Source organism: Corallococcus sp. AB045 (assembly GCF_003668895.1).
GTDB classification, from domain to species: Bacteria; Myxococcota; Myxococcia; order Myxococcales; family Myxococcaceae; genus Corallococcus; species Corallococcus coralloides.
This window is the reverse complement of record NZ_RAWN01000233.1, coordinates 1-13,065: the sequence shown is the minus strand read 5'-3', so window position 1 is coordinate 13,065 and position 13,065 is coordinate 1. Positions and strand designations below refer to the sequence as shown.

Here is a 13,065-nt window from a genome sequence, read left to right as displayed (position 1 = left end):
ACGTGGCGGAGGCGCTGCTGCCCCTGGGCGGAGGCGTGCGGTGGCCGGCGGCGTTCACGCCCTGAGTCAGTAGACGCGCAGCAGGCGCGAGCGGCATTCGAAGTGCGGGTTGCGCACGTCGATGACGTAGACCTCGCCGGTGGTCTCATCGAAGTTTCCGGCGAGCAGTCCCGCGGCGGCCAGGGCGGCGAGGTAGACGTTGTCCGTGCCCTTCTTCATCTCGCTGACCTTGCGCACGTAGACGACGCGGCCCTCCACGGCCCATACGCTGCGGATGCCGTCCGTGTGCACGCCCATCGCGTCCGGGGGCGGCGGGGCGGACTTCCCCAGCGCGGGCGGGACGGCCTGGAGCACGTAGTCGTCGTAGGCGCGGTTGCCGCTGCGGCTGATGAGCTTCACCTCGCGCAGCAGGCCGTCCGGGCCCTGGAGCAGCTCCAGCGTGACGGTGAGCTTCATCGTGCTGACGCCGTGGGCGAAGTCCTGGAGCTCCTCGCCCGCCTGGGAGAGGCCGCGCAGGCGGTTGTAGCCGGGCTCGTCGCGGGCGCGCTTCGCGAGGAGTTCGCCCGGCTTGGGGGGCTTGCGAGGCCCGGGCATGGCTCCCGGGGAGCCGCTGGCGCCGAACTGCCGGGCCTTCTCCGCGTAGGAGTACAGCAGCTGCTTGGGGAAGCTGGGCATGTCGAAGAGGGGCGGGGCGTCCATCTGCTTCTCCAACTGCGCGCGCAGCTGGCCGAAGTAGGGATGGATGCGGCCGGTGTCCACGCGGTCGCGCGCGCGGCGTTCGTCGACGATGCCCTGCACGCGATCCGACACGCGCGCGTGTTCCTCGGCGGAGAGGGATTCGGCGGACAGGCTGGGGTCGCCGGGGCGCAGCGTGCGGCCTCCGCCCCGGGAGTTCTCCGGCGTCGTGATGATGACCCCCTTGCTCGAGCCGGGGGAGGGGAGCAGGTTCTGGGGAAGGGTGCCCGGAGGCCGGTCCCCGTCTGGAGCGGGCATGCGGGTCGCGATGTCCAGGCGTGGAATGTCGTCCGCCGACGCGCGTGGAGCATCTTCGGAGGGAGCGGGCTCGCGCGTCGCGACGGGAGGCGGAGGCGGCTCCGGGGGTTCACGCGTCGCGACGGGAGGCGGAGGCGGCTCCGGGGGTTCGCGCGTCGCGGTCGCTGGAGGTGGCTCGGTCGGCGCGTCCTTCACTGGCGCGCGCGGTTTGACGGGCGGCGGTGCGGACTCCGGCGCCTCGCGTGTCGCCACGGGGGGAGTCGGCGTGGGGACGCTCTTCGGCGGCGCACGCGTCGCGATGCCAGACGGTGGCGTGGCGGGCTCCCGGGCCGGAGGCGGTTGGACCGCTGGTGGCGCCGGAGTGACGGAAGGGGAGGTGATGATCTCCACCTCGACCGCTTTCTCGCGCAGCCGGGCCGTGCGTCCGGTGGGCGACGGATGAGGGTCCAGCGTCCACAACAGCCCGAAGATGAGGGCGTGCAGCGCCAGCGATATCAGTCCGGCCCATCCGAGACGTCGCAACCGCCGCATGCTCGGACACTTCCCAGAAAGCGCCCCCTGTCTCAACACGTTGAGGCGCGTGCGTTCGCGAACCGACGTCCCACCCGCCGAGCAGGCAACCCTTCAACGCAGGAAACGTCCCGGGGGTGACTCGACGCCCGCCGTGACTCCTGCTGTGCTGCCGCCTTCCACGTGCCTCCCATGCCCCTCGCCTGTCTGGACGAACCCACGTTCATGGACCTCCTGCTCGGGACGCTGCCCCCCGACAGGGCCGCGCTCGTCGACGAGCATCTTGACACGTGTCCCTCCTGCCGGCGCATGGTGTCCGAGGCGCTGAAGGTGCAGCCGCCCACGGACTCCGGGCCTGCTGCTCCGGAGGAGGAGGTCCTCGACAGCCAGCTGGCGACGCTGGCCGTGGACCCGTGGCGCGGAAAGAAGCCGCGCCTGAGGCTGCCCACGCCGCCGCTCGCGCGAGGCACGGCGGTGGGCCGCTACCTCATCCTGGAGATGCTGGGCGTGGGCGGGATGAGCGTCGTGTACGCCGCCTATGACCCGGAGCTGGACCGCCGCGTCGCGCTCAAGCTCCTCCAGGTGGAGGCGCTGGGGCTGGGCGCGGAGGCCGGACGCACGCAGGTGCTGCGCGAGGCGCAGGCCATGGCCCGCGTCTCCCACCCGCACGTCGTCTCCGTCTTCGACGTGGGCACCTTCGGCCGGCAGGTCTTCCTGGCCATGGAGCTGGTGGACGCGCACACGCTGCGCAAGTGGGAGCACGACGGTCCGCACCCGTGGCGCCAGGTGGTGGAGCTCTTCCTCGCCGTGGCCCGCGGGCTCGCCGCCGCGCACGCGGTGGGCGTCGTGCACGGCGACGTGAAGCCGGAGAACATCCTCGTGGGCCAGGACGGCCGCGTGCGTGTCACCGACTTCGGCCTGTCGCGCATCATGTTCGGCGCCGTGGTCCCGCCGGTGATGCCGGGGAGCCCCACGCATCCGCGCGCCATGGAGGGCGGCACGCCCGCGTACATGGCCCCGGAGCAGTTCCCGCCAGAGGAGCGCACCGACGCGCGAAGCGACCAGTTCGGCTTCTGCGCCGCGCTCTACGAAGGCCTCTACGGCGAGCGCCCCTTCGCGGGCGCGACGGTGGAGGAGCTGTCCCAGGCGGTGCACGCGGGGCGGGTGAAGAGCGTGCCCCGGCACTCCGGCGTGCCGCAGTGGCTGCGCAAGGTGGTGGTGAAGGGCCTGTCGGTGAAGCCCGAGGACCGCCACGCGTCCATGGAGGCGCTCATCGCCGCGCTGGAGTCGGACCCCGCGGCGCGCCGGACGCGACGGCTGCGCGTGGCGGGCGCGTCGCTGCTCATGCTGTCCGCGGTGGGCCTCACGCACGTCCTCCACGGCCGCGACGTCACGGGCTGCGAGGGCGCCGCGCGCGCCATGGACGGCGTGTGGGACGCTCCCCGGCAGCAGGCGGTGGAGGCGGCCTTCGTCGGCACCGAGCGCCGCTTCGCGCACGACGCCTTCCGGCACGTGCGCCGGGGACTGGACGCGTACACCGCCGCGTGGGTGACGACGCGCACGGCGGCTTGTGAAGCCACCCGCGTGCGCCACGAGCAGAGCGAAGCGGTGATGGCGCTGCGCATGCGCTGCCTGGATGCGCGGCTGGCGGACGTGGCCGCGCTCACGCAGTTGTTCACGCAGGCGGACCCGGACCTGGTGGAGCGGGCGCCCCGCGCGGTGGAGGGGCTGACGCCGCTGGCGGGCTGCTCGGACGTGGAGGCGCTGACGTCGCGCGGCCACGCTTCACCCGACGACCCCGCCGCCAGGGACCGCACGGTCGCGCTGCTCCAGGCGCTCGTGGACGCGAGGGCACTGCGCGCCGCCGGCCGCTATTCGCAGGGCGTGGCGCGCGTGGAGCCGGTGGCCCAGGCCGCGCGCGCCGCGGGGGACTGGGCCGGCGCCGCGGACGCGCTGCTGCTGCTCGCGGAGCTGAAGGACGGGGCCGGGGACTACCGGGGCGCGGAGGCCACGGTGCTCCAGGCCGCGTGGACCGCGGAGGCCGGCCGCAACGACGACGCCGCCGCCCGGGCGTGGACGCTGGCGGTGCGCGTGACGGGCGAACGGCTGGACCATTACGCCCAGGGGCAGCAGGCCGCGGAGCGCGCCAGCGCCGCGGTGGAGCGGCTGGGCGCCAGCAGGGAACTGGCCGGCGCGCTCGCCATGAACCTGGGCCGGCTGTTGTCGCGCCAGGGCCGCTACCCGGAGGCCCACGAGCAGCTCACCCGCGCGCTGTCCTTCCTGGAGAAGCGCTTCGGCCCGGAGGCCCTGGAGGTCGCGGACGTGCGCGTGGAGCTGGGCACCGTGCGCCGCTCACAGGGGCGCGCGGAGGAGGCCCTGGGCCTGTACGAGCGCGCCCTGGGCACCGTGCGCGGAGCGCTGGGCCCCGAGCACCCGGACGTGGCGCGCATCCGCCTGGAGCAGGCCAGCGTGCGCTGGCAGCAGGGTGACTTCGTGCAGTCGGAGCGGCTGGCCCGGGGCGCGCTGGCGCTGCTGGAGCGCTCGCTGGGCCAGGACCACCCGCAGGTGGCGGACGCGCTCAACAGCCTGGCGCTGGCGATGCAGTACCAGGGCAAACGCGAGGAGGCGCTGCCCCTGTACGAGCGCGCGCTGCGCATCGCGGAGACGACCGAGGGACGCGACAGCTCCACGGTGGCCATCATCGTCAACAACATCGGCACGCTGCTGGTGCACATGGGCCGGCTGGAGGAGGCCACCCAGCGCTTCGCCACGGCGCTCGAGCAGGTGGAGAAGAGCCTGGGCCCGGACCACCCCACGCTGGCGCTGGTGCTCCGGGGCATGGGCCAGACGCTCAGCTACCGCAACCAGCCGGACCAGGCCCTGCCGTACTTCCAGCGCGCCGCCGCGCTCCAGACGTCCCTTCCGGACGACGTGAACGGCGGCTGGACGGGGGCCCTGGTGGACCTGGGGCGCACGTACATGGTGCTCGGCCGTCCGCGCGAGGCGCTGGCCCCGCTGGAGCAGGCCGTCGCCGGTTGGGAGCGCGCCCGGCCCCGTCCCGCGGAGCGCCCCGCCGCGCGCTACATGCTGGCCCGCGCGCTGTGGGACGCGAAGAAGGACCCGGCCCGCGCCGTCCGGCTCGCCGCCGAGGCCCGCCTGGAAGCCGGAGCGCTCCCCGACGACGAGTCCTCCGTGCCGGAGCTGCGCCAGGCGATGGACCGCTGGATCGCCAGGCTGCCCCCCGCCGCGCGCAAGGACCTCAAGGCCGCCATGGCTACGCCGAAGCCCGCGGACCCCGCCAGGGACGCGCTCGTCCGGTAATCGCCTCGTCAGAAGTGGCAAGGCCCTGGAGCGAGCGCGAACGGGCCACGTTATACGGAGGGTGGAATGACGCTCCTCACGGACTCCCCTGTCGCCGCCCTTCCGCCGGAAGCGGGCGTGGACGCCCTGGCCAGGCTGCTGCGCGGACGCCGCGTCGTGGTGCTCACCGGCGCCGGAATCAGCACCGAATCCGGCATCCCCGACTATCGCGGCCCGGAGACGCGCCACAAGGTGCGCAACCCCATCCAGCACCGCGAGTTCCTGCACCAGCCGGAGGTGCGTCAGCGCTACTGGGCGCGCAGCCTGCTGGGCTGGCCACGCTTCACCACCGCCCGGCCCAACGACGCGCACTTCGCGCTCACCGCGCTGGAGAAGGCGGGCGTGGTGCCCGGGCTCATCACCCAGAACGTGGATGGCCTGCATCACGCTGCGGGCAGTGAGCGCGTGCTGGAACTGCACGGCGCGCTGTCGCGGGTGCGCTGTCTGGCGTGTGGCGCGCAGGAGCCGCGCGCGTCGCTCCAGGCGCGGATGCTGGGCCTCAACCCGGACTTCGCGCACACCGTCGTGGAGCTGCGTCCGGACGGAGACGCGGAGCTGTCGCAGGAGGCCGTGGATGGCTTCCGCGTCCCCTCGTGCACACGATGTGGCGGGACGCTGAAGCCGGACGTGGTGTTCTTTGGCGACAACGTCGCGGCGCCGCTGGTGCAGGACGCGTTCGCGCTCGTGGAGGAGGGGGACGCGCTGCTGGTGGTGGGCTCGTCGCTGACGGTCTACTCCGGCTACCGCTTCGTCACCCGCGCGGCGGAGCGGCACATGCCCATTGGCATCCTCAACATCGGAGAGAGCCGGGGCGACGGGCTCGCGGATGTGCGCGTGGAGGCGCGAGCGGGGGAGGTCCTTCCCCGGCTCGCCCAGGCGCTGACCCGCACCTGACGGTCCTCCTCCCACACCGGGCGTGCAGCCGGGCGCCGGGGCTTCGGGCGCGGCACCGAATGGGCACGCCAGGGGAGGGGCCAAGTGTGCCATCATTCCCGGCTTCGCGAGGCACGCGCGCTGTGGCCGTGCCTGGGACGGAGACACAGGGCCGATGGACACCGGGCGCCCGCTGGGCGGCAGGTACGCGCTGGAGCGCAGGATTGGCGGCGGTGGCATGGGCGCCATCTGGCGCGCGGTCGACCTGCAGCTCCAGCGGCACGTGGCCCTCAAGCTCATCGCCTCCGACGTCGTGGCGCGCACGCCGGAGGCCCACCGCCACTTCGAACAGGAAGCGCAGGCCGTGGCCCGGCTGCGCCACCCGCACGTGGTGCAGGTGCACGACTCCGGCGTGGACGGCGGCATGCCGTACATCGTCATGGAGCTGCTGGAGGGCGAGGACCTGGAGACGCGCCTCACCCAGCAGGGGCGCCTGTCCCCGGCCCGCGTGGCCGCGCTCGTCACGCCGGTGGCCCGGGCGCTGGCGGCGGCGCACGCGGCGGGGCTCGTCCACCGCGACCTGAAGCCCGCCAACCTCTTCCTCGCCCACGTGGACGGGGAGGAGGTGGTGAAGGTTCTCGACTTCGGGCTCGCGCGCTCGCTCATCCCCACGGGAGCGCCCGCGCAGGCGGAGGGGCTCACCGGCACGCTGCGCTACATGAGCCCGGAGCAGCTGCGCGCGGATCCGGACCTGGACGCGAGAGCGGACCTCTGGTCGCTGGCGGTGGTGCTCTACCGCGCCCTCACCGGCCAGTTCCCCTACGGGCCTGAGTCCGTGGGCCCGCTCCTGCGCGGCGCCTTCCACCCGCCCGCGGTGCCCGTCTCGCAGCTGGTGCCGGAGCTGGGCGCGGGCGGGGACGCCTTCTTCCAGCGCGCCCTGCACCCGAAGCTGGAGCAGCGCTTCACCTCCGCGCGCGAGCTGGCCGCGGCCTTCGTCGCGCTGGTGGAGGCGGGCCGCGCCGGGCAGGCCGCCACGGTGCTGGTGGTGGACGACGAGCCGGACGTGGAGCTGCTCATGCGCCAGCGCTTCCGCCGGCACGTGCGCGACGGCGTCTACCGCTTCGTCTTCGCGCGCGACGGCGAAGAGGCGTTGGAGGCCCTGCGCCAGCACCCGGACACGCACGCGGTGCTGTGCGACCTGAACATGCCGCGCATGGACGGGCTCACCTTCCTGTCGCGCGTGGGCGAGGTGGATCCGCTGGTGAAGGTGGTCATGGTCTCCGCCTACGGTGACCTGCCCAACCTGCGCACGGCGATGAACCGGGGCGCGTTCGACTTCCTCGTGAAGCCGGTGGACCTGGACGACCTGGAGTCCACGCTGGCCAAGACGGTGCGCCACGTGGCGGAGCTGCGCCGCGCGGTGCGCTCCACGGAGGAGAACGCGCTGCTGCGCATGTTCGTCCACGGCGGCATCGTGGACCGGGTGCTGCCGCTGGTGCGCGGCCCGGGCGGGCTCGCGGGCGAGCAGGTGGACGCCACGGTGGCCTTCCTGGACGTCGCGGACTTCACCGCCGTCACCCGCAAGCACCCGCCGGAGTCCGCGCTGCGCCGGCTCAACGCCAACTTCGAGGTCATCCTCCCGGAGCTGGAGTCGCGCGGCGGCGTGGTGGACAAGTTCCTGGGAGACGCCGTGATGGCCGTCTTCCAGGGCGAAGGCCACGTGGCGCGCGCGCTGGATGCCTGCCTCGCGGTGAAGCAGCGGCTGCAGGGTCTGGCGTGGAGCGGCGGTGATGCGTCTCCGTATGCCCACGGCGTGTGCATGGGCGTGGACACCGGGCCGGTGCTGTCCGGCAACGTGGGCGCGGCCGGGCGCGGGCGCCTGGACCACACGGTGCTGGGCGACGTGGTGAACACCGCGGCGCGGCTCGCCACCGTGGCCGCGCGCGACCAGGTGCTGGTGAGCGAGACGCTGGCCGCACGGCTCCAGGACGCCTTCGACTGCCGGCTCGCCGGGGACCGCCACCTGCCGGGGCCTGGAGGCCCGTTGCTCGCGGTGCGCGAGGTGGTGGCCCGCCACGGCAGCCAGTCCGCGTCCTCCGCGGACCGCACCTCCGAACAGGTGGCCCCCGCCGTCCTGGAATCGCCCGCATCCCCGCCCCGGCCAGGCGCCTTCACGGCCAAGGGGCCCACCTGAAGCCCGTCTAGCCCATGCGCGTCATCCTCAACCCAGGCCAGGTGGATGAACGGGTGGTGATGCTGCCGGAGGGCACCACCACCATCGGCCGCACCGAGGAGAACGGCATCCGCGTGCCGCACCCCAGCCTGTCGCGGCGCCACGCTCGGCTGGAGCGCGCGGGCGGGCGCGTGGTGCTGGTGGACCTGGACAGCAAGAACGGCAGCTTCGTGGGGCCGCACCGCGTGTCGCGCCAGGAGCTGGGCCACGGCCAGTCCTTCCGCTGCGGCGAGGTGTGGTTCCGGCTGGTGTCGCTGGACACGCCGCTGCCGGACGGCTGGGGCCCGCTGCGCACGCAGCCGTTGGAGACGCGCTTCTCCGGCGGGCCCACCATGGAGGCGCTGCTCGACACGCGCTCGCCGGACCGCACCCGCGACAAGCTCCAGGTGCTCCTCAAGGTGGGGCAGATTCTGTCCTCCCCGGGTCCGGTGGACGGGCTCCTGGAGCGCGTGCTCCAGCTCGTCTTTCAAATCTGGGCGGTGGACCGGGCGGCGGTGCTGCTGGTGGACCGCGACACGGGGACGCTGGAGCCGCGTGTGTCCCGTGGCGCGCGGGGTGGGGCGCTGCCGGAGCGCTTCTACAGCCAGCACATCGTGGACTACGTGCACTCGCGCGGCGTGGCGGCCCTCTTCACCGACGCGCAGGACGACGCGCGGCTCGTGGGCGCGGACTCCGTCTTCCGCCAGTCCATCCGCGCCTCGCTGTGCGTGCCCCTGCGCACGCGGGACACGGTGCTGGGCGTGCTGTACCTGGACAGCCTCAAGCAGGGAGGCCTCTTCACCGACGAGGACCTGGAGTTCCTCACCGCCTTCGCCAACCAGGCCGCCATCTCGTTGGACCACGCGCACCTGGCGCGGCGCCTGGAGGAGGAGGCGGTGCTGCGAAACGCCTACCAGCGCTTCTTCCCGCCGGACGTCGTACGCCAGCTGAAGGCACTGAGGGGCGTGCCGCTGGAGGTGCGCGAGGCGAACGTCACCATCCTCTTCTCCGACATCACCGGCTTCACCGCCATGTCCTCGCGCCTCAAGCCCCGGCAGGTGGTGGACATGCTCAACGCGTACTTCCCGGTGATGGCGGACGTCGTCTTCCGCCACGAGGGCACGCTGGAGAAGTACATCGGCGACGCGCTGATGGCCGTGTGGGGCGCTCCCTTCGCCCGGCCGGACGACGCGGACCGGGCCGTGCGCGCGGCCGTGGAGATGCAGCAGGCCCTGGCGGACCTCAACACCCGCTGGCGGGCGGAGGGCGTGCCGGAGATTCAAGTCCACATCGGGCTCAACTCCGGCCCGGTGGCCGCGGGCAACATCGGCTCGGAGCGCTACCTCCAGTACGCCACCGTGGGGGACGCCACCAACGTCGCGGCCCGCGTGTGCGGCGTCGCGCGCCCGGGCGAGGTGCTGATCACGGACGCCACGCGGGCGCTCCTGGACGCGGACGCCTTCGCGCTGGAGCCGCTGGCCCCGGTGATGGTGAAGGGCCGCGACGAGCCCCTGTCCCTCTTCCTCGTGCGCGGCTGACGGCTACTCCGCGTCCTGCCCCAGCCGCTCCGGCTGGAGGAGGATGATCTGCCCGCCCTCGAAGCTGAGCATCCCCTCGCGCACGTAGTAGCGCAGCCACTTGTTGACGCTCTCGCGGGTGACGCCGCACAGGTTGGCCAGCTCCGACTGCGTGAGCTTCGGGGTGATGACCAGCCCGTCGGGGGCCTGCTTCCCCTGCGTCTTCGCCAGCTCCAGCAGCACCCGCACCAGCCGGCTTCGCGCATCCAGGAACGCCGAGTCGTACACGAGCTGCGTCGTGCGCCGCACCAGCCGGCTCATGTTCGCCAGCAGCGCCAGGCTCACCTGCGGCCGAGTCTCCAGGTAGCGCCGGAAGTCATCGCGCTGGAGCGTCAGGAGGTGCGCCTCCTCGCGCGCCATCGCGTCCGTGGAGCGCATCTCGCCGTCCAGCAGCGACAGCTCTCCGAACGCGTCCCCCCGGTCCAGCAGCGCCAGGGTGATTTCGCGCCCCTCGCTGGAGGAGAGCCGGATGGCCACCTGGCCGCGCCGGATGATGAACAGGGCGGTGCCCACGTCCCCCCGGTGGAAGATGACTTCCCCCCTCGCGAAGCGCCGGGGCTGGAGGAGCGACGACATGTTCTCCAGGTCCTCCCGGCCGAGGCTCTCGAACATGGGGATTTCGGCCAGCAGCTGCGCGTAGGACATGGGGGGAGGTCCATTCTGCCCGGAATCCCTGGATGCAGGTAGGGAAGCCTCCCATCCAGGTCCGGCGGACAAGTCCGGCGGGTGTGAACGCCTTCACACCGGGCTTGTGGGCCGCTTCACAGATCGAAACAGGGGGTCCCGGTACTGTTCCTTCATCGCAGCACGGGAAGCAGGGGGGCCCGCGCAGCAGCAACACGGTGAGTCACGGAGTCGGGGGACTTCTTAGCTCACCGCGGCATGCGCGGGAAATGGGGGGGACCGCAGGGGCTGGCACATAGAAGGGGGAAGCGTCGAGTTTCTGAGGGGGAATTCGACGCGAATACGAGTGCCGGCTCCCGCTGGAGCCTGAAAGCAATGGAACCCGGGCCTGAAGGCCTGTCGCTCCGGGGGGAGTGACGGCCTTCAAGTCCGGGTTGTTTTATTTGGCCAGGGCCACCGCGGGCGTGAGCGTCAGCGTGGCCTCGCGGTGCTGCTCCACGGCCTGGCGCGTGTGGAGCATGGGGTGGAACTCCACCTTGCGGTTGAGCTCCATCAAGTCGTCGCGGTGCTTGTGGAACAGGTGTTCCGACTGCCCCGGCGAGTGGATGGACACGGAGCGGGACAGGTCCGCCAGGTCGACAATCATCCGCAGCGCGGTGCCATGGACCACCTTGAACGGGTGGCTCCAGAGGAACGAGGCGCCGTCCACGGAGTAGTTGTCACCCCGGGCCGGCACCGGGCGGCTGTTGAAGACGCGCCGGATGGGGCCGGGGATGGCGGGCCCGCCCAGCATCTGGTGCGCGTAGGTCAACTGGTGCACCTGACCCCAGGCCCAGGCCTCCGGCTTCGGGCCGTACGTCTTCGTGAGCCACGCGGTGGCCACGCCCAGGGCCGCGCGGAGGATGTCGTCGCGCGTCTCCTTCTCCGGCGTCTTCGGGTCATCCCACCAGGCGCTGTCCGGCTGGGACATCAGGCCGATGACGAAGGGCATGTGCAGGCTGCCGTGCCGTTCGTACTGGCCCATCAGGTATTCCTTCACCAGCGACGGCTCCAGCTTGTGCTGGAGCAGCTTGCGCAGCACTTCGATGTACCAGGCCTGGAACACCGTGGCGCCCACGGCCTCCGGCTCGAAGCGCAGGTCCCACGCCTTCAGCGCCTCCACCGACTGCCGCTGGATGTCGTCCGCCGGGAGCGCCGCCGCCAGGAAGTAGGGGCGCAGCGCCTCCGCGGGCAGCGAGTACGTCTGCGACTGGATGTCCCGCATGGACTCCACGGTGTGCTGCGTGCCCGCTTCAATCAGGTCGGTGATGCGCTTGGCGCGGTAGCCCGGGAACCAGTTGTGCGCGATGAGGTGCGGGTAGTCGTCGGACGTAATCTTGTTGTTCGCCGTGGCCGCGTAGCCCGCGGGCGGGTTGAAGGACGCGGGCAGCTCCTCGAAGGGGATGAAGCCCGTCCACTCGGATTCACCCGTCCAGCCCGGCATGGGGATGAGGCCCTGGTGTCCCTGGCGGATGGGAATCTTCCCCGTGGCCTGGAAGCCCACGTTGCCGGCCGTGTCCGCGTACACGAAGTTCTGTCCCGGCCCCTCCCAGAGCTTCATCGCGGCGCGGAAGGACTCCCAGTCCGTGGCCAGGTTGAGCTTCAGCACCGAGTTGATGAGCGGCTGGCATTCGCGGTGCGCCCACTTGAGCGACAGGGGCTCGCTGTCCTTCAGCTCCTCCGCCATGACGACGTTCATCAGCGGGCCGTGCCGGGTGCTCTTCACCTCCAGCACCACGGGCGCGCCGCCCTTGACGGGGATCTCCTCGCGGCGCACCTCCAGGTCGTGCCAGACGTCCTGGTAGAGGTACTTCTTGGGCGCCTTCGGGTCGTCCAGCTTCTCGATGTAGAAGTCCTGGGTGTCCGGCCCCAGGTTGGACATGCCCCAGGCCACCTTCCCGTTGTGGCCGACAATCAGCATGGGCACGCCGGGCAGGGAGAAGCCCACGTGCTGGAAGCGGCCGCCGTGCAGGCCGTTCTCGTACCAGGTGGACGGCATGCTCAGGGGGATGTGCACGTCATTGGCGAGCAGCGGCTGGCCGCTCTTCGTGCGCTGGCCGTGCACCACCCAGTTGTTGCTGCCGGAGACGATGTTGGGGTCGCCCATCACGGCGTCCACGCTGTCCAGGCCGGACATCGCCTTCACGTCCTTCAGGCCCGGCAGGCGCGCCTCCTTCGGGACGATGAGGGGCGTCTCCGGCGCGTTCTGCGGCAGCAGCGCGTTGGCCACCTCTTCACCCACCGCCGCCACCAGCCGCGCGCGGAAGAGCTCCAGGCGGTGGTTGCCGCCCAGCATCATCGCCAGCAGGTTGCCGCGCGCGAGCGAGTCCACGGGCGTCCAGGGCGCGGGCTCCGTGGCCATCACGGTGAACTCGTAGGGCAGCGGCTCCGCGGCGATGCGCGCGTTGAGGCCCGCGCTGTAGGCCTCCAGGATGGCGCGCGCCTCCGGGTCCACCTGCTGCCAGGACTGCTCGGCCATGTGGCGCAGGCCCATGGTGCGCAGGAACTTGTCCGCGGACACGCCCATGGGGCCCAGCAGGGTGGCGAGCCGGCCGTCCACCAGCCGGCGGCCCATCTCCAGCTGCCACAGCCGGTCCTGCCCGTGCACGTAGCCCTGGGCGAAGAACAGGTCGTGCTCGTCATTGGCGAAGATGTGCGGCACGCCCCACGTGTCGCGCAGCACCTCCACCTTGCCGTGCAGGCCGGGCAGGGTGAGCGTGCCTTCCTCGCGCGTCCAGCGGCGGCGGGCGAGCCAGGGGCCCACGCCCGGGGTGGCCACGGCCATGGCGGACGGCAACATGCGCAGCATGCGCAGGACCTGGGCTGTCTCTTATACCCATCTGACGCTGCCGACGACTAGGCGAGTGGAGATCTCGG

At 72.3% G+C, this 13,065-nt stretch carries 7 protein-coding genes; 4 read left to right on the top strand and 3 right to left on the bottom strand.

Annotated features, from left to right (window positions below):
• Window positions 1-66: 66 nt before the first annotated feature.
• On the bottom strand, window positions 67-1,515 hold the full coding sequence (locus D7Y21_RS43160; protein WP_233612410.1) for a TonB C-terminal domain-containing protein: 1,449 nt from the start codon (window positions 1,513-1,515) through the stop codon (window positions 67-69).
• A gap of 180 nt (window positions 1,516-1,695) precedes the next feature.
• On the opposite strand from D7Y21_RS43160, the gene D7Y21_RS35635 reads away from it, so the two are divergent.
• The 4 genes from D7Y21_RS35635 to D7Y21_RS35620 all read left to right on the top strand — a co-directional run bounded on the left by D7Y21_RS35635 (window position 1,696) and on the right by D7Y21_RS35620 (window position 9,486).
• A complete protein-coding gene (locus D7Y21_RS35635; protein WP_121718058.1) occupies window positions 1,696-4,824 on the top strand; it encodes a tetratricopeptide repeat protein in 3,129 nt (1,042 codons plus the stop codon).
• Between the two features lie 66 nt (window positions 4,825-4,890).
• On the top strand, window positions 4,891-5,757 hold the full coding sequence (locus D7Y21_RS35630) for an NAD-dependent protein deacetylase (protein ID WP_121718057.1): 867 nt from the start codon (window positions 4,891-4,893) through the stop codon (window positions 5,755-5,757).
• 154 nt (window positions 5,758-5,911) lie between these two features.
• Entirely contained in the window at window positions 5,912-7,930 is a 2,019-nt protein-coding gene (locus D7Y21_RS35625) for a protein kinase (protein ID WP_121718056.1), read from the top strand.
• Between the two features lie 14 nt (window positions 7,931-7,944).
• Entirely contained in the window at window positions 7,945-9,486 is a 1,542-nt protein-coding gene (locus tag D7Y21_RS35620; protein WP_121718055.1) for an adenylate/guanylate cyclase domain-containing protein, read from the top strand.
• Window positions 9,487-9,489: 3 nt separating this feature from the next.
• Here the strand turns inward: D7Y21_RS35620 and D7Y21_RS35615 are convergent, their stop codons facing one another.
• Both D7Y21_RS35615 and D7Y21_RS35610 read right to left on the bottom strand, forming a co-directional pair.
• Window positions 9,490-10,170 carry a Crp/Fnr family transcriptional regulator gene (locus D7Y21_RS35615; RefSeq protein WP_120563505.1) on the bottom strand — a complete coding sequence of 227 codons (681 nt, stop codon included), beginning with the start codon at window positions 10,168-10,170 and terminating at the stop codon, window positions 9,490-9,492.
• Between the two features lie 418 nt (window positions 10,171-10,588).
• Window positions 10,589-12,997, bottom strand: a complete 2,409-nt coding sequence (locus tag D7Y21_RS35610) for a penicillin acylase family protein (protein WP_121718054.1) — start codon at window positions 12,995-12,997, stop codon at window positions 10,589-10,591.
• Window positions 12,998-13,065 lie beyond the last annotated feature (68 nt).

Excerpts from the sequence above, each read along its gene's own strand:
- D7Y21_RS35635 (WP_121718058.1), top strand. The coding sequence starts at position 1,696 with ATGCCCCTCGCCTGTCTGGACGAACCCACGTTCATGGACCTCCTGCTC.
- D7Y21_RS35630 (WP_121718057.1), top strand. The coding sequence starts at position 4,891 with ATGACGCTCCTCACGGACTCCCCTGTCGCCGCCCTTCCGCCGGAAGCG.
- D7Y21_RS35625 (WP_121718056.1), top strand. The coding sequence starts at position 5,912 with ATGGACACCGGGCGCCCGCTGGGCGGCAGGTACGCGCTGGAGCGCAGG.
- D7Y21_RS35620 (WP_121718055.1), top strand. The coding sequence starts at position 7,945 with ATGCGCGTCATCCTCAACCCAGGCCAGGTGGATGAACGGGTGGTGATG.
- D7Y21_RS35615 (WP_120563505.1), bottom strand. The coding sequence starts at position 10,170 with ATGTCCTACGCGCAGCTGCTGGCCGAAATCCCCATGTTCGAGAGCCTC.
- D7Y21_RS35610 (WP_121718054.1), bottom strand. The coding sequence starts at position 12,997 with ATGCTGCGCATGTTGCCGTCCGCCATGGCCGTGGCCACCCCGGGCGTG.